18 protein-coding genes and 1 tRNA gene are annotated in these 19,381 nt (G+C 67.8%); 9 read left to right on the top strand and 10 right to left on the bottom strand.

The window, feature by feature from the left end; all coding sequences use genetic code 11:
* Positions 1 to 152: 152 nt before the first annotated feature.
* Positions 153 to 1,802 carry an acyl-CoA dehydrogenase family protein gene (locus Q7V15_RS11460; protein ID WP_304755695.1) on the bottom strand — a complete coding sequence of 550 codons (1,650 nt, stop codon included), beginning with the start codon at positions 1,800 to 1,802 and terminating at the stop codon, positions 153 to 155.
* A 72-nt stretch (positions 1,803 to 1,874) separates the two neighbouring features.
* Here Q7V15_RS11460 and Q7V15_RS11455 point away from each other — a divergent pair, with 72 nt between their 5' ends.
* Positions 1,875 to 2,501 carry a glutathione S-transferase family protein gene (locus Q7V15_RS11455; protein WP_304755694.1) on the top strand — a complete coding sequence of 209 codons (627 nt, stop codon included), beginning with the start codon at positions 1,875 to 1,877 and terminating at the stop codon, positions 2,499 to 2,501.
* A gap of 15 nt (positions 2,502 to 2,516) precedes the next feature.
* On the opposite strand, the gene Q7V15_RS11450 is transcribed toward Q7V15_RS11455, so the two are convergent.
* Positions 2,517 to 3,314 carry an alpha/beta fold hydrolase gene (locus Q7V15_RS11450; protein WP_304755693.1) on the bottom strand — a complete coding sequence of 266 codons (798 nt, stop codon included), beginning with the start codon at positions 3,312 to 3,314 and terminating at the stop codon, positions 2,517 to 2,519.
* 73 nt (positions 3,315 to 3,387) lie between these two features.
* Here Q7V15_RS11450 and Q7V15_RS11445 point away from each other — a divergent pair, with 73 nt between their 5' ends.
* Positions 3,388 to 4,371, top strand: coding sequence for a hypothetical protein (locus Q7V15_RS11445; RefSeq protein WP_304755692.1), 984 nt, complete (start codon positions 3,388 to 3,390; stop codon positions 4,369 to 4,371).
* A 24-nt stretch (positions 4,372 to 4,395) separates the two neighbouring features.
* On the opposite strand, the gene Q7V15_RS11440 is transcribed toward Q7V15_RS11445, so the two are convergent.
* The 4 genes from Q7V15_RS11440 to Q7V15_RS11425 all read right to left on the bottom strand — a co-directional run bounded on the left by Q7V15_RS11440 (position 4,396) and on the right by Q7V15_RS11425 (position 9,281).
* Complete coding sequence (locus tag Q7V15_RS11440) at positions 4,396 to 5,496, bottom strand: aromatic ring-hydroxylating dioxygenase subunit alpha (protein ID WP_304755691.1); 1,101 nt, start codon at positions 5,494 to 5,496, stop codon at positions 4,396 to 4,398.
* A gap of 37 nt (positions 5,497 to 5,533) precedes the next feature.
* Positions 5,534 to 7,144 carry an alpha-amylase family glycosyl hydrolase gene (locus Q7V15_RS11435; protein ID WP_304755690.1) on the bottom strand — a complete coding sequence of 537 codons (1,611 nt, stop codon included), beginning with the start codon at positions 7,142 to 7,144 and terminating at the stop codon, positions 5,534 to 5,536.
* 1 nt (position 7,145) lies between these two features.
* On the bottom strand, positions 7,146 to 7,751 hold the full coding sequence (locus Q7V15_RS11430; protein ID WP_304755689.1) for an ATP-dependent Clp protease proteolytic subunit: 606 nt from the start codon (positions 7,749 to 7,751) through the stop codon (positions 7,146 to 7,148).
* 63 nt (positions 7,752 to 7,814) lie between these two features.
* Positions 7,815 to 9,281, bottom strand: a complete 1,467-nt coding sequence (locus Q7V15_RS11425) for a M20 family peptidase (RefSeq protein ID WP_304755688.1) — start codon at positions 9,279 to 9,281, stop codon at positions 7,815 to 7,817.
* 107 nt (positions 9,282 to 9,388) lie between these two features.
* On the opposite strand from Q7V15_RS11425, the gene Q7V15_RS11420 reads away from it, so the two are divergent.
* The 4 genes from Q7V15_RS11420 to Q7V15_RS11405 all read left to right on the top strand — a co-directional run bounded on the left by Q7V15_RS11420 (position 9,389) and on the right by Q7V15_RS11405 (position 12,295).
* On the top strand, positions 9,389 to 10,138 hold the full coding sequence (locus Q7V15_RS11420; RefSeq protein WP_304755687.1) for an extensin family protein: 750 nt from the start codon (positions 9,389 to 9,391) through the stop codon (positions 10,136 to 10,138).
* An 88-nt stretch (positions 10,139 to 10,226) separates the two neighbouring features.
* Positions 10,227 to 10,979, top strand: coding sequence for an extensin family protein (locus tag Q7V15_RS11415; RefSeq protein WP_304755686.1), 753 nt, complete (start codon positions 10,227 to 10,229; stop codon positions 10,977 to 10,979).
* Between the two features lie 87 nt (positions 10,980 to 11,066).
* A complete protein-coding gene (locus tag Q7V15_RS11410) occupies positions 11,067 to 11,828 on the top strand; it encodes an SDR family oxidoreductase (protein WP_304755685.1) in 762 nt (253 codons plus the stop codon).
* Between the two features lie 2 nt (positions 11,829 to 11,830).
* A complete protein-coding gene (locus Q7V15_RS11405) occupies positions 11,831 to 12,295 on the top strand; it encodes a GNAT family N-acetyltransferase (RefSeq protein ID WP_304755684.1) in 465 nt (154 codons plus the stop codon).
* Here the strand turns inward: Q7V15_RS11405 and Q7V15_RS11400 are convergent.
* The 4 genes from Q7V15_RS11400 to Q7V15_RS11385 form a co-directional block, all read right to left on the bottom strand.
* On the bottom strand, positions 12,279 to 13,292 hold the full coding sequence (locus Q7V15_RS11400) for a phosphotransferase (RefSeq protein WP_304755683.1): 1,014 nt from the start codon (positions 13,290 to 13,292) through the stop codon (positions 12,279 to 12,281). The genes Q7V15_RS11405 and Q7V15_RS11400 overlap by 17 nt on opposite strands.
* Positions 13,293 to 13,343: 51 nt before the next feature.
* Positions 13,344 to 14,510 carry an aminotransferase gene (locus Q7V15_RS11395; protein WP_304755682.1) on the bottom strand — a complete coding sequence of 389 codons (1,167 nt, stop codon included), beginning with the start codon at positions 14,508 to 14,510 and terminating at the stop codon, positions 13,344 to 13,346.
* A gap of 33 nt (positions 14,511 to 14,543) precedes the next feature.
* Positions 14,544 to 16,376 carry a translational GTPase TypA gene (typA, locus tag Q7V15_RS11390; protein WP_304755681.1) on the bottom strand — a complete coding sequence of 611 codons (1,833 nt, stop codon included), beginning with the start codon at positions 16,374 to 16,376 and terminating at the stop codon, positions 14,544 to 14,546.
* A 346-nt stretch (positions 16,377 to 16,722) separates the two neighbouring features.
* A complete protein-coding gene (locus Q7V15_RS11385) occupies positions 16,723 to 17,625 on the bottom strand; it encodes an N-formylglutamate amidohydrolase (RefSeq protein WP_304755696.1) in 903 nt (300 codons plus the stop codon).
* Between the two features lie 120 nt (positions 17,626 to 17,745).
* Between Q7V15_RS11385 and cpdR the strand changes: the two genes are divergently transcribed.
* From cpdR to Q7V15_RS11370, 3 genes are all read left to right on the top strand, one after another.
* Positions 17,746 to 18,102 (top strand): cell cycle two-component system response regulator CpdR, encoded by a 357-nt coding sequence (cpdR, locus tag Q7V15_RS11380; RefSeq protein ID WP_304755680.1) that lies wholly within the window; start codon positions 17,746 to 17,748, stop codon positions 18,100 to 18,102.
* A gap of 95 nt (positions 18,103 to 18,197) precedes the next feature.
* Positions 18,198 to 18,272 (top strand) — tRNA-Val (locus Q7V15_RS11375).
* Between the two features lie 240 nt (positions 18,273 to 18,512).
* On the top strand, positions 18,513 to 19,088 hold the full coding sequence (locus Q7V15_RS11370; RefSeq protein ID WP_304755679.1) for a GNAT family N-acetyltransferase: 576 nt from the start codon (positions 18,513 to 18,515) through the stop codon (positions 19,086 to 19,088).
* Positions 19,089 to 19,381 lie beyond the last annotated feature (293 nt).

Here is a 19,381-nt window from a genome sequence, read left to right as displayed (position 1 = left end):
GCGTAGAGCATGATGCGATCAGACGGAACCGTCTGATCGTTGAATCATGCTCCAATTCCCCAGGTTCGAGCGCGTTTCGATCCGATAACCGGTTCCCACTTATCGGAACGCGCTACAGCCCTGTCTGGGCCGCCTCAGACTGTAGGCCCTGACTAGTTCGCGCCTTCCAGCAGCCGCCGGGCGATAACCTGGGCCTGGATTTCGCCGGCCCCCTCAAAAATGTTGAGGATGCGCGCATCGGCCAGCAGTCGGCTGACGGGCTGTTCCAGGGCGAAGCCGGCCCCCCCATGAATTTGCAGAGCGTTGTCGGCGCAGGCCCAGGCGATGCGGGCCGCCGTCAGCTTGGCCATGCCGGCCTCAAGGTCACAGCGCCGCCCGGCGTCCTTGGCCCGGGCCGAGAACCAGGCCAGCCGCCGGGCGCCGAGGATTTCGGCCGCCATCATGGCCAGTTTGTCGGCCACCCTGGGAAAGTGCGCGATCGGCTGGCCGAATTGCCGGCGGATCAGGGCGTAGTCGAGGGCCAGATCCAGGGCGTTCTGGGCGACGCCGATGGCCCGGGCCGCGGTCTGGATTCGGGCGGATTCGAAGGTGGCCATGAGTTGGGCGAAGCCCTGCCCTTCGCGGCCCCCCAGCAGGGCGTCCTGCGGCACGGCGAAACCATCGAAGGCGATCTCATACTCCTTCATGCCGCGATAGCCGATGACCCCGATTTCGCCGCCGCTCATTCCGGGCGCTGGAAAGGGGGTGGCGTCGTCCCCGCGGGGCTTTTCGGCCAGCAGCATGGAGAGGCCGCGATGGTCGCGGCTGGCGGGGTCTGTGCGCACCAGCAGGGTCATGAGGTCGGCGCGGGCCGCATGGGTGATCCAGGTCTTGGCCCCGGTGACGATCCAGTCGCCGCCCTGGCGAACCCCCCGAGTGCGCAGGGAGCCCAGGTCCGATCCGGCCTCCGGCTCGGTGAATACCGCCGTGGGCAGCATGGCGCCCGAGGCGATCTGGGGCAGCAGGCGGGTCTTCTGGTCGTCCGTCCCGTGGGCCAGGATCAGTTCGGCGGCGATCTCAGAGCGGGTGCCGAGGGAGCCGACTCCGATATAGCCCCGAGACAGGGCCTCTGAGACGACGCACATGGCCACCTTGCCAAGACCGGCCCCGCCATGGGCTTCGGGCAGGGTCAGGCCGAACACGCCCAGGGCCGCCAACTCCTCGATGAGGGGGAGGGGGATAAGCTCGTCCCGCAGGTGCCAGCCATGGGCGTAGGGGGCGATCTTCGCACTGGCGAAGGCGCAGAACTGCTCGCTGATCGCCTGATGGGTCTCATCCAGGCCGCTGGCCTCCAGGGCGGGCCTGCCCCGGGCCTCAACCAGCAGAGCGACGATCCGGGCGCGGGCGGGCGACCCCCCATGCGGGGCGAGTTTGGCGATCAGCGGGGTCAGGCGACCGGGATCGAAGCCCAGATCGGCGGGCCGCACCATCTCTCCCTGGCTCATCGGCAGGCCGCCGGCCAACTGGCTGAGATATTCGTGCGCCAGCAACAGGGCTGGCCGCAGGCTGGCCTCGTTGAGGTCGCCAGTCGCCTCCAGGGCGCTGGCCCAGGCGGCGGTCTCCCGCAGGGTCTCCACATAGGCCGCCGCCCAGGCGAGGCCGTGGGCGGCGTGCTGACCGGCGTCCAGGGCCGCGCGATCCAGGCGCCCCTCCGGGGCGAGCCTCGACCTCACCGCGCCTCGGGCCTGCGCCAGACAGGCGCCCGCCGCCTCCGCCGCGGCGTTCAGCACCCCCGTAGGGTCGGCGGGAAGGTCAGGGGTCATGGCTTGCTCCGGGCCCAGCTTGTCGACGATCGCCGGTGACACCTATACGGTAAGCCAACCCTGGGAGCCGCCATGATCATCGTCCATCACCTCAATGAGTCGCGCTCGCAGCGTATCCTCTGGCTGCTGGAGGAGCTCGGCGTCGCCTATGAGATCAAGTCCTATGAGCGTGACGCCAAGACTCGTCTCGCCCCGGACGAGCTCCGCGCGGTCCATCCCCTGGGCAAATCCCCCGTGGTCACCGACGGCGAGACCACCGTGCATGAGTCAGGGGCCATCATCGACTATCTGATCCGGCGCCATGGGTCTGGCAAGCTGCAGCCGCCCATGGGCGGGCCGGAATATGAGGCCTATCTGCAGTGGCTGCACTATGCCGAGGGCTCGGCCATGCTGCCCTTGATGCTGCAGATGTACGTGATGCGCCTGGGCGAGGGCGGCGCGCCGCTTCATCCCCGCATTGAGGGCGAGGTGGACAATCACATGTCCTATCTCGACCAGGCCCTGGCCGGCCGGGACTATCTGCTGGGCCAGGCTCTGACGGGCGCCGACATCCAGATGAGCTTTGTCGGCGAAGTCGCCCGGGCCTTCGGGAAGCTGCCCAGCTACCCCAATGCCGAGGCCTGGCTTGATCGCCTGCACGCCCGCCCGGCCTATAAGGCCGCGATCGAACGGGGCGGTCCCTACGCCCTGGGCCGCTAAGCCCGGCTTCTAAAGCTAGTACCGGTCGGCGAAGGGATCGTCGAGCAAGCCGTCCAGGAAGTCGAAGGTCGCGGCTTTGGTCAGGGCGTGGGGGATGGCGGAGAAATGGTCGCAGCCCACCACGGTGATTCCCCGTCCCTCCGGAAAGGCCCGGGCCAGTCCGTCGGGATCGCCGGCGCCTTCATCCCGTTGCCCGGCGATGACCAGTACTGGAACCGGCAGCCGTCCCATGGCCTCGGTGTCCAGGGGCGGGTTTTCGGCGCGAACAAAGGCGGCCAGGGCGCGGCGGTCCTCGCCCTGTTCGTCGGCGAAATGCCGGAAACTCCGCAGCATCGGATGGCTGATGGTCTCTGGGTCCTCGGCGAGCATGGCCTCGGCCATGGCGTCGGTCGGCGCGCCTGATGTGCGGGGCTCCAGAAGACGTTCGCCGACGCCGCCCAGGATCAGGTTGCTGATCCGCTCCGGCGCCGCCAATGCGGCGGCCAGGGCGGTTCTTGCGCCCATGGAGTAGCCGAACAGGTCGACCTGGGGGAGATTCAGGTGATCGAGCAGGGCGACGATATCGCTGGCCAGGGCCGCGCGTTGGTAGGCCTCGGGCTCATAGAGCTTCTCACTCTCCCCGTGGCCCCGCTGATCGAGGGCGATGCAGCGGACCCCGCGCCGCTCCAGGGCCGCATACCAGCCGGTCCGACGCCAGCCCTCCTTGCGGTTGGATGTGAAGCCGTGGACCAGGACCATGGTCCGCTGGTGCGGGGCGCCGGGCGCAAGATCATCAAATGCAATCTCGACGCCGGAATTCATAAATGATGGCATTAAAGACTCGATAACGCAGTTATTCGAATATGGCCCGAAGCCGCCGAAGAGTGGGTGTCAGCAGGAGGGCCTCATGGACGAAATGTGCCCGGATCAGTCGATCGAGTTCACCATGGACCGGATCGAGCGCGAGGCAAAGCGCGCGGCCCTGAGCAAGACACAGCAGGACAGGTTCGGCGCCACCCCCGAGGGGCGTCTGGGGCCGGCGGCCGAGGCCGAGACCCTGGCCGCGCGCGTGGCCAGCCTCACCCAATGCCATAGGACTCCCTATCGGCCGCGCAACTGGGCTGAGGTGGCGGCCAAGCCACGGATCAACATCGTCCGCACCAATGATCGCGAGGCTGAGGCCCGGGCGGCGCTCGTGGCCTACAATCCAGGCTGGCTCGCTCAGCTGTTCGGTTCAGATCGGGATCGACGCCGGCAACTGGCCGCGCGGGTGGCCGAGGCCGCCAGCGAGGACGAACAGGCCTATCGAAAGGCCTGGCGCGAGGCCCAGGCGCACAACACCGAAATCGATTTCGCCTGCAAGCTGGCCGAACTCGACATGCGGACGATCAATGAGTCCCTGGCTGAGCACACCACGCTCGGCGAGGCCTACGGGGCGGTGGAGCGGTTCCGGTTCACCTCGCCCGCCAAGGGCCAGTTCCGCATCATGATCGAGGCCCTCGACCTGGCGGCCATGCCCGCTGAGGAGGCCGAGCGGCTCCCCCAGGGGCGGGCGATGTTCCGACCTCTGCCGATCGGCCGCCGCCATCAGCTGCTGGGCGCCAATGTCTGCGCCGCCACCTTGCGGTTCGCCTTGGAGATGCTGGGCTTTCTACCACTCGATGCGGTGGAGGTGGTCGTCCATGGGGACATTCGCAATCCCCGGACAGGTCTCTTCGAACGCCATCCGATCGTTCAGCTCACCCTCACCCACACCCAGGCTGCGACGACGCCGTTCGATCGCGCCGAGCCCCTGGCCCTGGTCGCCCAGCTGGGCGGCCGGATCAACTGGACGCTGCAGGGTGGCTTCGCCCCGATCACCCTGCCGGGGGAGCCGGCCGACGCCGCCTAGATCGGAGTCTGGGTTTATTCGAGCTCAGCTGCGCCAGCGCAGGCGGGCGGGCTCCACGGGATTGACGAAGGCGCGGCCCTCTCGCCGGCTCTGAGCCCATTCGCGCTTGAGCTGCTGATACCATTTGGCCTGGCGGTCGGCGTCGTCGATCCACAGCAGGCTGGGATCGTAGCGCAGGCCTTCGTTCTGCAGGTTCACCATGTCGCCGTCCTGACGCAGGAAGGCCCGGGCGCCCGCAGCGATCAGCGGCTGCAGGAACCAGAAGGCCGGATGGTCGGACCAGACGATCTGGGTGATCGTCGTCTGGCCGGCGTTCAGGGGGGTCAGGCAGGTCAGCGACAGGACCTGGCGCTTGCCCACCGTCACATGCTCCCAGCGCAGCCCCGGGATCCGGAAGGTGATCTCTGTCAGGGGCTGGCCGCCGAGGATGGCGTAGGCGCGGCTGTTCTTGGACGGCTCGTGGCGCACCATGGCGAAGCCGGCCTCGCGCGGTTCGAAGGGCTTTGATTTTTCGTGCTGGCTCTTGGCCGAGCGCCACCACCACTGCTGATGCACATAGGGGCCGTGCGCGGGGTCCATCAGCCCCACCACGGCGTGGTCGATATGGGCGTCGAAGGTCATGCGGTCGACCAGCTTGGGCCTGCCGCCCACGACCCCAGGGAAGACCGGCGGGTCGATATCCGGCTCACCGTCGAACCGCGGATCGGCGCTGATCCAGATGAAGACCAGGCCCTGGCTTTCCCGCACCGGAAAGCGTCGGACCTTGATCTTGCTGACGTCCATGGCCTGATCGGCGACCAGGGAGGGGATGGCGGTGCAGGCGCCGTCGAGACCAAAGCGCCAGCCATGATAGGGGCACTCGACGCTCTCGCGCCCGTCAGCTTCGGCGGTCAGCTTGCCGGCCGACAGCGGCGCGGCGCGGTGGGGGCAGATGTCGCGCACGGCGTAGGCCTGGCCCTTGCGGCCCCGGCCGATCAGGATCGGCTCGCCGAGGATCTCGAAGCGCTGCAGCTTGCCGGGCTTCAGGTCGGCCGACAGGGCGGCGAAATACCAGATGTCGGTGAGGAAGCCCTCACCGAAGCGGGTGGACGTCGCGGGGGTGGTCTTGCTGTCGCCTTCGGCCATGGCGTCTTCTAGCGGGGCTTTGGGACCCCCGCACCTGTCATGAGGAATGTTTGAGGAACCGGCAGGCATAGGGCCCCAGGGCCAGGCCGCCGGGCAGCTTTTCGCAGACACCCGAAGAGACCGGCAGGACTTCGCCGCCGATGAGGCTGGAATGTTCGGCCCGGGCGGTGCGGCCGCTCATATTGAAGACGCAGGCCACGGTCTGACCCTCATGGCGGCGCAGGAAGGCCAGGATGGGCTCAGGGGTGTCGAGGAACGTGATCTCCCCGTGGGTCAGGGCGCGGGAGGCCTTGCGCAGGGTGATCATCTGGCGGGCGAAGGCGAGGGTGGACTTGGGATCCAGCTCCTGACGATCGACGGCGAGGGGCCGGTGGGTCTCGGCGGCCGGCAGCCAGGACGATCCGTTGGAAAAGCCCAGATGGGCGGCTTCAGACTGCCAGGGCATGGGGGTTCGCGCCCCGTCCCGGCCCTTGGCGATGGGCCAGTAGAGATCCCCCACCGGATCGCGCAGCTCTCCACGGGTGAGCTCGGCCTCGGGAAGGCCCAACTCCTCGCCCTGATAGAGCAGGATGGTGCCGCGCAGGGCCATCAGCAGGGCCAGCATCAGCTTGGCCAACGGCGGCCCGGCCTCGGGTCCGCCGAACCGGGTCACCGTCCGGGCCACATCGTGATTGCAGAATGAGATGGTCGGCCAGTGGGCCGGATGGGCGGCCAGGGTCTGGTAGTGGTCCTTGAACACCTGGGCGGCCATCCGCCGGGCCTTGAGCAGGACGAAGGTGTAGGCCGAATGCAGCCCCTCGTCGGGGGCGCAATAGGCGCCGCAGCGTTTTTCTTCCTCTGAGAACTCGCCAAACACGAAGCGGTCGGGGCCATGGGCCTCCACCCGACGGCGGACCTCGTCCAGCAGGGGGATGTTCTCCGGCAGGTTGGAGTCGAACAGGTGCCGCTGCATGTCGCTGGCGTGGCCCCAGTCGGCCCTGGTCCGCTCGGCCGGCGGGATGGCCGGATTGTCGGTCAGGGCGGCGTCATGGAGAAAGGCGTTGGCCACATCCAGGCGGAAGCCGTCGGCGCCCCGGGCCAGCCAGGTGTCCAGCACCTTCAGCGCGGCTTCCTTGGCGCCGGGCTGGCGCCAGTTCAGCTTGGGCTGCTGGCGCAGGAACTTGTGGTGATAGTGCTGGCGTCGCGCCGGCTGATAGGCCCAGGCAGGGCCGCCGAAGACACTCAGCCAGTTGTTTGGCGCGGTCCCGTCATCGGCGGGATCAGCCCAGACATACCAGTCGGCCTTGTCGCCCTCGGCCCCCTCGTCGCGGCTGGCGGCGAACCAGGGGTGCTCGTCGGAGGTGTGCGACAGCACCTCGTCCAGCAGCACCTTCATGCCCAGGGCGTGGGCGGCCTGGGTCAGGGCCTGGAAGTCGGCCACCGAGCCATAGTCGGGATGGACGTCGTCATAGTCGGCGACGTCATAGCCCCAGTCGCGATTGGGCGAGGGGTGGATGGGGGAGAGCCAGATCGCATCGACCCCGAGGCTTTTCAGATAGTCCAGCTTGGCCATGACGCCCGCAAGGTCGCCATGGCCGTCGCCGTCGCTGTCGAAGAAGCTGCGGACGTAGATGTGGTAGACCACCGCCCCCTTCCACCAGGGGCCCATCCTAGACCGCCGTCGCGTTCTCGATGATCTTCGAGACCAGGCCGTACTCGACGGCCTTCTCGGCGTTCATCCAGAAATTGCGCTCGGTGTCGGTGACCACCTTGTCATAGGGCTGGCCGGTCTCGCGGGCGATGATGCGGTTGACCCGCTCACGCATCTTTACGATCTCCTCGGCTTCGATCTGAATGTCCGAAGCCTGGCCCCGCACGCCGCCCATGGGCTGGTGCAGCAGGAACCGCGTGTTGGGCAGGCAGAAGCGGTTTTCCTTGGTGGCGCCCAGGAAGATGTGGGCGCCGGCGCTGGCCACCCAGCCGGTGCCGATCACCTTCACCTGCGGACCGCAGTAGCGGATCATGTCGTGGACGGTATCGCCGCTTTCCACGTGGCCGCCTGGCGAGTTGACGAAGACCTTGATGTCGCCCTTGCCGTCCGAGGCCAGGGCCAGCAGCTGGGCCGAGACGCGCTCGGCCAGCCGCATGTCGATCTCGCCGAAGATGAGGACCGTGCGCGACTTGAACAGGGCGTTCTGCACCGGCCCGGCGCTCATCGGCATATCGGGAAGGCGGCCCTTATCGTCGTCGTCTTCATCTTCGAGACGGAAACCCATTACGCTCTCCTAGATTCATCAGTGGGGCGGAACGTGCGACTTGCAGCGCCCCGCCGCAAGGGGTCAGCGCGCCGCTGTCGCGATCAGCCGCGCATAGAACTGCACCATTCGTTCCAGATTGGTGAGCGTCATGCGCTCATCAACCCCGTGGATCATCGCCGTCTCGGCCATGCTCAGCGTGATCGGCTGGAAGCGATAGGTGTCCTGCGCCACCTCGGCGAGGAATCGGCTGTCGGTGCCGGCGGTGACCAGGCCCGGCGCCACCGGCGCGCCAGTCACATCGGCGGCGAGCGCCGAAATCACCTTCCAGCCGTCGGAATCTGTGGAGGAGACCGCTGAGGGCTCCTGGGGCGGTCGGGCCCAGGCGAAGGTCACCGGCAGGTCGCCGACGGCGGCCTTGGCCCGCTCCAGGACATCCTGCGAGGTGTCCCCCGGAGCGATCCGGTAGTTGATCCAGGCCCTGGCGTCCCGGGGCAGGACATTTTCCTTCGGGCTGCCCTGCAGCATGGTCGGCGCGATGGTGGTGTGCAGCAGGGCCGCGCCCGCAGGCGTCGCGGCCATCTGGCGCACGATCAGCGGCTCAGTGGCCCAGGTGTTGGCCAGCGCCGCGCGCATGGGCAGGCCAGACCCGGCCCCCAGGACATGCAGCATGTCGGCGCCCGGACCCTGCAGGCGCATGGGGAAGGGGCGCTCGGTGATCGCGGTGACGGCGCGGGCCAGGGTGGAGACGCCAGTCTGCGGCGGGGGGGCCGAGGAGTGGCCGCCCTCGGAGGCGGCCGTGACCACCAGGGTCGCATAGCCCTTCTCCGCCACCCCGATCAGGGCGGCCGGCCCGCCGGTCAGGGGATTGTCGGCCACCACCAGCAGGCCTTCGTCGAGGACGAACTGGGCCGAGAGGTCGCGGGATTTCAGCAGATCATTGGCCGCGGCCGCGCCGCCGCCGCCCACCTCCTCGTCATGGCCGCTGACCAGGATGACGGTGCGACGGGGCTGAAAACCGGCGCCGGCCAGGGCTTCGATGGCCTCGAACAGCCCGATCAGCGAGCCCTTGTCATCGATGGCCCCACGGCCCCAGACCGCCCCATCGGCGATCACGCCTTCGAACGGCGGATGGGTCCAACCCTCCGCGGCGTCGGCGGGCACCACGTCCTGGTGAGCCATCAGCACGATGGGATCGAGGCTCTCGTCCGACCCGGCCCAGGTGTAGACCAGGGTGTGACCGGCCACCACGTCGCGGCTCATGGCGCCGTGGGCGCGGGGATAGGTCGCCTGCAGCCAGGCGTGCAGGGCGTCCCACTGGGCCAACTGGTTGTCGGCGGCGTCCTGGTGGCTGACCGTCTGGAAGGTGATGGCCTGGGCGAGGCGACCGGCGGCGCCCTGCAGGTCAAAGGCCGGGGCCGAGGCCAGTTCCAGATCGGTCGCCGCAGCCAGGACGGGGGGCTCATAGAGCGCTGTGCGCACCGCCACGACGGCGATGATCGCCGCCACGGCCACTCCGACCCCCAGCGCCGCCTTGCTCAGAATGCCCATCATCGCCCCCCTTGAACCCGCGCCGATCATAACCCTATGGCGCCGGCTTGGGCGCCGATTTCCCTCTGCCGGGTGAACCTGAGCCATTTCCGGCCGTTGATCAGGCCGTGACCCTTCCCCCCTGGCTCCCTTCACTGAAGCCGGCCTCGCCCGAGGCCCTGGCCTTCGGCGGCCTTTGGGCTCTGGTGCTGGACGGCCTCCTGGTGACGATCGCGCTCGCCTGGGCCATCGACGCCTTCGCCCCACCGCAGGATCTGCCCTGGAAGCCGCTGGCCCTCAGCGACCCGCCCGGGCTTGCGACAACGGCCAAGTTCCGGCGCGCCGCGGCAGATCCGGACCTGTGCCGCGAGGTTCTGGCGGCCGGCGGGGTCGAATTCACCGAGGAGCCGGACCGGACCACCGGCGACTGCCCCCTGACCAACACCCTGCGCCTGAGGGACGGGGTGACGCCGCTGGCCCCGGCCGCCCCGGTTATGACCTGCCCCCTTGCCCTGTCCTACGCCTTCTGGGACCGGCATGTTCTGGGACCTGCGACCCGCCGGGTGATGGAGACCGATGTCGCCCGGGTGGAGCACTACGGCGTCTTCGCCTGTCGCAATGTCTATGGCCGCAGAGAGGGCCGTGTGAGCGAGCACGCCAGCGCCAACGCCCTGGATGTCTCGGCCCTGGTGCTGGAGGACGGCCAGCGACTGAGCGTCATCGGCGATTTCAACGATGACAATGACGGGGGAACCCTGATGCGGGCCTTGCGCACCGGCGCCTGCGACTATTTCCGAGCCGTGCTCAGTCCCGACTACAACGCCGCTCACGCCGACCACCTGCACCTCGATTACGGGCGTTTCGCCATCTGCCGTTAGAGAGTCCGTGGGGGGGCGAGACCATGGGTCGCCTCCGGACCGTCCTGCGGCTAAGGTCCGGGTCTCCCAAGGCGTCCCCCACAGGTTCATGGCCGGCTATCGCGCACCCCGTCATCCGCAGGTCGAAGACCATGCGCGCCGGCAGACTCTGGTCGCCCGGCTGGTGGGGCTGGCCATCCTCTGGGTCCTGGTCATGGTTCTGGCCCTGGTGGCTGAGCGCGTCATCCCCGACCAGCACCTGCCCTGGAAACCGTTGAGCGTCATCGATCCGGTGGGCGCCGCCACCAAGGCCAAGGCCGCCCGCACGGGCCAGGACGCTGCGGCCTGCCGGGCCGTACTGGCCAATGGGGGGCTGACCTATCAGATTGCGCCTGAGACCGAGGACGGATTTTGCTCGGTGAGGGACGCCATCCAGTTCACTGGAGGGATGGCGCCTCTGGCCCCAAATGATGCGGTCATGACCTGCAAGCAGGCCCTGGCCGTGGCGATCTGGGAGCGTCAGGTGGTGCAGCCGGCGGCGTTTGACACCCTGGGACATGCCGTCGTGGCGGTGGAGCACTTCGGATCATTCTCCTGCCGCAGAATCTATGGGCAGCAGGCAGGCCCCCCCAGCGAACACGCCAGCGCCAACGCCCTGGATGTCTCGGGTTTCAGGCTGGCCAACGGAGAGGTGGTCCGGGTGAAGGACCATTGGGATGACCCTGGGCCCAAGGGCGTCTTCCTGCGGCAGGTCCGCGACGGCGCCTGCAAGGTGTTCCTGACCACCCTGTCGCCGGAATACAACGACGCCCACCTCGACCACTTCCACCTGGACATGGGCGGGCGCCCGCTTTGCGCCTGAAGCCCCAGGCGCCGGCTTGACCCAGCGTCGAGGGGCGCCGCAAATGGCGGCCATTCAAACAAGCATTTCATTTGGGGAAGACGCGCCATGGAACTGTTCGATCTCACCGGCAAGGTGGCCGTGATCACGGGATCCTCCCGCGGCATCGGCAAGGCGATCGCCGAGCGCATGGCCGACCATGGCGCCAAGGTGGTGATCTCCTCGCGCAAGGCCGGGCCCTGCGACGAGGTGGCCGCGGCTATCAACGAAAAGCATCCGGGCGCGGCGATCTCCGTGCCGGCCTCAATCTCCTCGAAGGAAGATCTGCAGCGCCTGGTGGACGAGACCAACAAGGCCTTTGGCAAGATCGACATCGTCGTCTGCAACGCCGCCACCAACCCCTATTTCGGCCCCATGGCGGGGATCCAGGACGACGCCTTCCGCAAGATCCTCGACAACAACATCATCGCCAACAACTGGCTGATCCAGATGGCCGCGCCGCAGATGCGCGAGCGCCGCGACGGGGCGGTGATCATCATCTCGTCCATCGGCGGCCTGCGCGGCTCCACCGGCATCGGCGCCTACAACATCTCCAAGGCCGCCGACTTCCAGCTGGCCCGCAACCTGGCGGTCGAGCTTGGCCCGGACAATATCCGCGTCAACTGCATCGCGCCCGGCCTTGTGAAGACCGACTTCGCCAAGGCCCTGTGGGACACGCCGGAGGCCGAGAAGCGCTCCAGCGCCAACAATCCCCTGCGCCGTCTGGGCGAGCCCGACGACATCGCCGGCGCCGCGGTGTTCCTGGCCTCGAAGGCCGGCTCCTGGATGACCGGCCAAGCCATCGTCGTCGATGGCGGCTCCACCTGCTGAAGATGAGCGTCCCGGCCTTCGCCTTTGCGCCGGCGAAGGCCGAGGACCTTTCGGTCCTGACCGAACTGCGTCTGGCGGTCATGGCCGACAGCTTCAACCGCATCGGTCGTTTCAACCCGGAGCGGGCGCGGGCCTGGTTTGCGGACACCTATCGCCCCGAAACCACCCGACTGATCCAGGTGGACGGCGAGATGGCCGGCTGCGTCGCCTTCTACGAGGTCGAGGCCGGGGTCCTGAAGCTGGAGCACTTCTACCTCGATCCCCGCTGGCAGGGGCGGGGCCTGGGCAGCGCCATACTGGATGGCCTGCTGGCCGAGGCGGACGCCGTGGGCGCGCGGGTGATTCTGACGGTCCTGCGCCAGAGCGACGCCCAGCGCCTCTATGACCGGCGGGGTTTCGTGGTCACCGGCCACGACGACCTCGACGTCTATATGGAGCGTGTCGCTCAACCTACCGCGCCAGCCTGACGGCTTCGGCAAAGAGCGGGCTGGCGAGGTTGCTCCTCGCCGCCCTCAATCTGGCGAGGCCGTAGGCGATCCGACCGTCCCAGGCGTCGAGTTCAAAGCGCCCCTCCGACAGAGCATGGTGGATATCGGCCAGGTCCGCTTCGACGGCTTCAGGGGCGATCCGTGCTCCGGGCCGCTCAGCCGCCGCCCCAGAGAGAAACATCACGCCATAGAAGACGTGGTTCACCTGCCGCGCGAGGAAGAGACGCGCAGCTTCGGCCTGGGTGGCCGCGCGCCCGAAATATGCGGCCGTCAGGAGGTCAAGCTCGGGGGTGTCGCGGACCATGACATTGGCCAGGCTCGCCAGATCCACATAGCGATCTGCCAAAAAAGCGGACTCCCAGTCGATCAGCCAGAGCCTCACCCCATCGTGCAGGATGTTGCGGGGGTTGAGGTCGTTGTGGCTCGAGACCTGTTCTGGGCGCAGGCCACGATAGGCCCGGTCGAGGGCGTCATAGCCAGCGAGCTCCGCATCAAGCGTCCCCTCTGCGATGAGACCTGTGGTGCGGAGCTCGCCGATGACGGCGGCCATGCCATCCATGTAGTCGACCAGCGGCGGGAAGGGCGGAGACGCATGGAGCCGGCGCACCAGATCGCCAGCGGCGCCGATCATCGTCGTCCTCGGGACCTCGTAGCCCTCGGCGAGGGGGCGGCCCTCCACAAAGGCTGTGATGGTGACGCCGCTGTCAGGGTCGGCATGCCGCACAGCCGGGGCCAGCCCGGCCTCTGCGGCGATGTGCATGCACTGATGCCAGCGGACCGGATCGCGGAACACGTCGCGCGCGCCATCTATGCGCAGAAGCCAGGGGCGGCCTTCGGCCTCCAGGCGAAAAAGTCGGGCGCCGGAGAGGCCGCCCGTCACCGGCGACAGCGGGGATATCTCAGCCTGGCCGAAGGCGGCGCGGAGGGCCGAGGAAACGGCTGCGGAGTCGAGGTTGGGAACAGCGGCGAGGAACATGGCCGCTTTATGACCCGGGTAAAAAGTCGCGTCAATATTACCCGGGTACAATTATGGGCGGTGCGCCAGGTCGCGGGCGCGGCCCAGCCGCTGGGCGGCCTCGTCCAGGGTGGCGTCGGCCTTGGCGAAGCATAGTCGCAGGATTGTGGCCACGGGATCAGTCTCGTAGAGGGCAGAGACCGGGATGGTCGCGACGCCGGCCTGCTCCACCGCCAGACGCGCGAAGTCACGGTCGCCCATTCCGACGCCCGAGGCCGCCAGATCCACATTCAGGAAGTAGGTCCCCTGGGAGGCCAGGACCGCAAATCCCTCTCGGGTCAGGGCGCTCGCCAGGCGCTGCTGGCTGGCGGCGAGGCGGGCTGGCATCTGCTTCCACCAATCGTCCATTGTCTCCAGACCGAAGGCCACGGCGACCTGCAGATTGGGCGGGGTGGTGAAGGTCAGGAACTGATGGGCCTTGGCCAGGTGGCGGGCCAGGGGCTCTGCGGCGCAGAGGAAGCCGACCTTCCAGCCGGTCAGGCCGAACATCTTGCCGGCTGAGCCGATCTTCACGCAGCGCCCGGCCATGCCGGGAAATCCCATCAGTGGGCGATGGACGGCGGGTGCGAAGACCACCTGCTCCCAGACCTCGTCGCAGATGGCGATCAGGTCGTGGGCCACACAGATTTCAGCCAGCAGGGCGAGGTCTGGGTCCGGGACCACCACGCCGGTGGGATTGACCGGATTGTTCAGCACCACAAAGCGGGTCCTGGGTGTGATCACAGCCTCAATCATCGACCGCGTGAACCGCCAGTGGGGCGGCGAAGGCGAGATCAGCCTCGGCACGCCGCCGGCCCGGCGGATCAGCGGCAGATAGGCGTCGTAGAGGGGCTGGAAGACGATGACCTCGTCGCCCGGCTCGATCAGGGCGAGAAAGGTCGCCGCCAGGGCCTCGGTGGCGCCCGACGTGATCACCACCTCGCAGGCGGGATCGAGCTCAAGGCCCTGGGTCCGGCGATAGTGGGCGGCGACGGCGGCCCGCAGCTCGGGCAGGCCCGCCATGGGCGGATACTGGTTGTAGCCGTCCAGCACCGCCTCAGCCGCCCGGCGACGCAGGGCTTCAGGCCCAGGATCGTCGGGAAAGCCCTGGCCAAGATTGATCGCGCCATGCGTCCGCGCCAGGCCGCTCATCTCCTCGAAGATGGTGGTCGGCAGGGCTGCGATGGTGGCGTCAGGCATGGAACGATCCTGGAGCCCTGACGGGCTGGAGCGCTAGTCTTCCTTGACGCGCTTCTTGCGGAAGCTCGGGTTCAGGACCTTCTTGCGCAGACGGATGTTCTTCGGCGTCACCTCGACCAGCTCGTCTTCCTCGATATAGGCGATGGCCTGTTCGAGGGTCAGGCGCCGCGGCGGGGTGAGGCGGATGCTCTCATCCTTGCCCGAGGCCCGGACGTTGGTCAGCTGTTTGGCCTTCATCGGATTGACGTCCAGGTCGTCAGACCGGGCGTTCTCGCCGATGATCATGCCCTGATAGGTCTTTTCGCCGGCGCCGACGAACATGGTGCCGCGGTCTTCCAGGTTCCACAGGGCGAAGGCGGCGGTCTCGCCGTCGGAATTGGCCACCAGCACGCCCTTGCGGCCGGCGTCGATGGCGCCCTTGTAGGGCTCATAGTGGCTGAACACGCGGTTCAGCACGCCCGAGCCGCGGGTGTCGGTGAGGAACTCGCCCTGATAGCCGATCAGCGAGCGGGACGGCGCCATCAGGCTGATCCGCGTCTTGCCGGCGCCCGAGGGGCCCATGTCCTTCAGCTCGGCCTTGCGGGCCGACAGCTTCTCGATGACGATCCCGGAGAACTCGTCATCCACATCGATCATCACCTCTTCGATGGGCTCGAGGCGCTCGCCGGTTTCCGGATCGTTCTGGAAGACCACCCGCGGGCGGCTGATGGACAGTTCGAAGCCCTCGCGGCGCATGCCTTCGATCAGCACGCCCAGCTGCAGTTCGCCGCGGCCGGCCACCTCATAGGCGTCCTTTTCGGCGGTTTCGGTCACCCGGATGGCGACATTGGACTCCGCCTCCTTCAGCAGGCGGGCGGCGATGACGCGGCTCTGGACCTTGTCGCCTTCGCGGCCGGCCAGGGGGCTGTCATTGACCGAGACGGTCATGGAGATGGTGGGCGGGTCGATGGGCTGGGCCGGCAGGGCCTCGTTGACGTCGATCGCGCAGAGGGTGTCGGCCACGGTGGCCTTGGACAGGCCCGCAATGGCGACGATGTCGCCGGCCTCGGCGTCTTCAATGGGCTGGCGCTTCAGGCCGCGGAAGGCGAGCACCTTGGTGATGCGGCCACGCTCGATTTCCTTGCCGTCCCGCGACAGGGCCTTGATGGCCAGACCCGGCACGGCCTTGCCCGACTCGATGCGCCCGGTCAGCAGGCGGCCCAGGAAGGGATCGCTTTCGATCAGCACCGACAGGATCTGGAAGGGCTCGTCGGCCCGGGCCACGGCCTTGGGCTCGGGCACGTGTTCGACGATCAGGTCGAACAGCGGCCCCAGGTTGTCGTTGGGCTGGGCCATGTCCATCGTCGCCCAGCCGTTCTTGCCGCTGGCGTAGATGTGCGGGAAGTCCAGCTGCTCGTCGCTGGCGCCGATGGCGGCGAAGAGGTCAAAGGCGTCATTGAGGATGCGGTCGGGATCGGCGTGGGGCCGGTCGACCTTGTTCAGGCAGAGGATGGGTTTGAGGCCCATCTTCAGGGCCTTGCCCAGGACGAACTTGGTCTGGGGCATGACACCCTCTTCGGCGTCCACCAGCAGGACGCAGCCGTCCACCATGCCCAGGATCCGCTCCACCTCGCCGCCGAAGTCGGCGTGGCCAGGGGTGTCGATGATGTTGATCCGCGTCTCGCCGGCCTTGCCGTTCCAGAGCACGCTGGTGCACTTGGCCAGGATGGTGATCCCGCGCTCGCGCTCCTGGTCATTGGAGTCCATGGCGCGTTCGACGGTCGCCTCATTGGCTCGGAACACACCCGACTGGGCGAGAAGCTGGTCGACGAGGGTCGTCTTACCGTGGTCAACGTGGGCGATGATGGCGATGTTGCGCAGCGACATGGGAAACCTTTTCCGGAAGCGGCGGCTTTTAGGGGACAAGACGCCCCACGGCTAGAGCGAAGTCATGACAGGCTGGCGCATAGCGCACTCGGCCTTGTGCGTTGCAACACGAAATCTACCGTGATCGCGGCGCACCATCCCCTTGAAATAGCTAAAAAACCTATTGAGATCAGGAGGGTGTTCGCAAATGCGACAATTTATCCCTTGTTCTTTTGTGCGCCGCACCGTAGATTTTGAACGTGAGGCGTCTCCGGACGTCTCTGCCCTTCCTGGGCGTTTCCTCCCTAATGAACTGGCCGCGCTTTCGAGCGCGGCCTTTTTTTATGCTGCGGGGGCGGCTTTACGCTCAGCGTAGCCGAGACCAGTCCTCGGCCGTCAGGGCCGCCGTCAGGGCCTGAATGTCCTCACGGAGTTGGGCGAAGGCCGCCGTGGGCGCCAGGGCCTCTTCATCCAGATACAGCGCCCGGTTCAACTCGATCTGCAGGGCGTGGACCCGGCGGGTCGGTCGCCCGTAGTGCTCGGTGGTGTAGCCGCCGGCGTAGGGGGTGTTGCGCACCACGCGGTACCCCCGAGTTTCCAGCTCCAGCTCGACCATGCGGGTCAGAGTGTTGGCGCAGGAGGCCCCGAACCGGTCCCCCAGCACCATATCGCAGCCACCGGCCCCGGCCGCCTTGGCTGCGGCTGAGGGCATGGAGTGCCAATCCACCAATATGGCCACCCCGTGGGCGGCCTGGGCCTCGCTGATCAGCTGGGACAGGGCGGCATGATAGGGGCGGTGGGCCCCGTCGATCCGGTCTTGCGCTTCGGCGAAGGTCAGCTTGCGGGCGTAGATCTCCTGGCCTTCGGAGACCACCTTGGCGATGGCGCCCAGGCCTGCGGCCACCCGGGCGGTGCGGCTGCGGGCGAAGTCGGGCAGCTCGTCGACGAACATGCCGGGGTCGAGCTCGAAGGCGTCCCGGTTCACATCAATATAGGCCCGGGCGTAGCTGGCGGTGATCAGGGCCGCGCCGGCGGTGGGCGCGGCCTCCACCAACTGATCGACAAAGGCGTCCTCAGAGCGACGGATCGCCCGGGCGTCGAGGGCGGCGGCGGCCATCATGTCGTCGGGATAGAGCCGGCCAGAGTGAGGTGAGGCGAAGATCACCGGCGTCGGCGGCGGGGTTCCGGGCGGCGCGGCCCGGCGCAGCTCGAAGCCGGCCGGCCTCGCCGGGGCCGGCTCTATGACATCAATGGGCTCGACCGCGGACATGGCGACCATATGACGATGCGCCGCCCAAAGGGTCAAACGGATCGGGCGAGCAGTTCATCGGGGATTTACAAACCGGCCTCTATGCTCGCGTCTATGAAAGACGACGCCCTGGAAGCGCCCATGCCCCGCATTCTTCTCGCCGAGGACGACGACTCCCTGCGGGGGTTCCTGGCCAGGGCCCTGGAGCGGGCCGGCTATGAGGTTCGCGCCTGCGCCGATGGCGAGGAGGCGGCCTCGGTGCTGGATCAGGACTGGGACCTGCTGCTCACCGACATTGTCATGCCAGGCATGGACGGAATCGAGGTCGCCCGCCTGGCGGCCGCCCGCAATCCGGCCCTGCGGATCATGTTCATCACCGGCTTCGCCGCCGTGGCACTGGCCGCAGGGGATTCAGCCCCCGCCGGCGCCAAGGTCCTGTCCAAACCCATCCACCTGCGCGAGATCGTCGCCGAGGTGGAGCGGATGATGGCCGCCTGAGGCGTCGGCCTCGCGGGCGCCTTTCAGCCCTTGCACAGGGGCTGGCCGACCGTTATACCGCCGCCCTTCCCGTCCCCGAAAGGGGCCGCCCTTATGGACGCGTAGCTCAGCGGGAGAGCACCTCGTTGACATCGAGGGGGTCACAGGTTCAATCCCTGTCGCGTCCACCATCCCTTCTTTTCCTTGATGAGCAGACTCGCCCCGCCGCCTCAGAGGTTGGCCTCGCGGGGCTCGCCTTGATAGGCTCTCCGCCATGATCCTCGCTTCGCACCTCGGCAATCGCCCCTGTCGTCCCTTCCGGGGTCGTAAGGACGTTCGCCTGCGCGCCTAGCGCTCGATCTGTCCCGACCCCGCCGCAAGGCCGGGGTCGCGTGTCCTCGGTTCCTGGCGGCCCAAGCCTGGAGAAAAGAGTGACGCCCCCCGACCTCACCGCCCCCCAGCGCCCCGAGCGCCTGGAGACCGAACGCCTGATCCTGCGGGACTTCCGGCTGGAGGACACCGAGGCGGTCCACGCCTATGCGGCCGATCCCGAGGTGACCCAGTTCATGCCCTGGGGTCCCAACAGCCCGGAGGAGACCGCCGCCTTCATGGCCCGCGCCCTGGAGCAGCAGGCGACCTGGCCAAGGCTCGACCTGGGCCTGGCCATCGAGCTGAAGTCCGAGGCCCAGGTGGTGGGGTCCATCGCCCTGCACCTGAGGGACATCCCCAACGCCACCGTGGAGATGGGCTATGTGCTGCGCCGGGACCTTTGGGGACTGGGCCTGGTCACCGAGGCCGGCCGGGCGATGATCGACATGGGCTTCGGCGTGCTTGGCCTGCACCGGATCGTGGCGAGCTGTGACGTCCGCAATATCGGGTCCTACCGCGTCATGGAGAAGCTCGGTCTCCGCCGGGAAGGACGGCTGCGCAAGGACCGGAAGATCGCGGCTGAATGGCGCGACACCTATGTCTACGCCCTGCTGGATGAGGAGTGGCGCCCCCGCTGACCAGCGGCATTTGGGCGACACCTCCTGATTCTTCAGGCTGCGCCGTCTTGGCCCAAGGAGCCGGATGGATCGCAGCCCCGGCAAAACCCTGGCGCGGGGCCCGCCGCGGATTAGAAACCGCGGTATCGTCAAAAAGAGACGCCTTGGCTTGTCGTTACAGCGCCGGCGACAGCCTGACCTTAGGTAAGCGCGTCAGGATTGGCGTCCGAGTCGTAACCTCAGCGGGGGTTACATGGCCGGCTCTAGAAGCCAAGGTATGCTCCCAACCCCTTAGCCGATAAGGGGTTCGGCAC

Origin of the sequence: Phenylobacterium sp. (assembly GCF_030651755.1) — a bacterium.
Classification (GTDB): Bacteria; Pseudomonadota; Alphaproteobacteria; order Caulobacterales; family Caulobacteraceae; genus Phenylobacterium.
The sequence above is the reverse complement of the archived record's forward strand: the minus strand, read 5'-3'. Positions and strand labels throughout refer to the sequence as shown.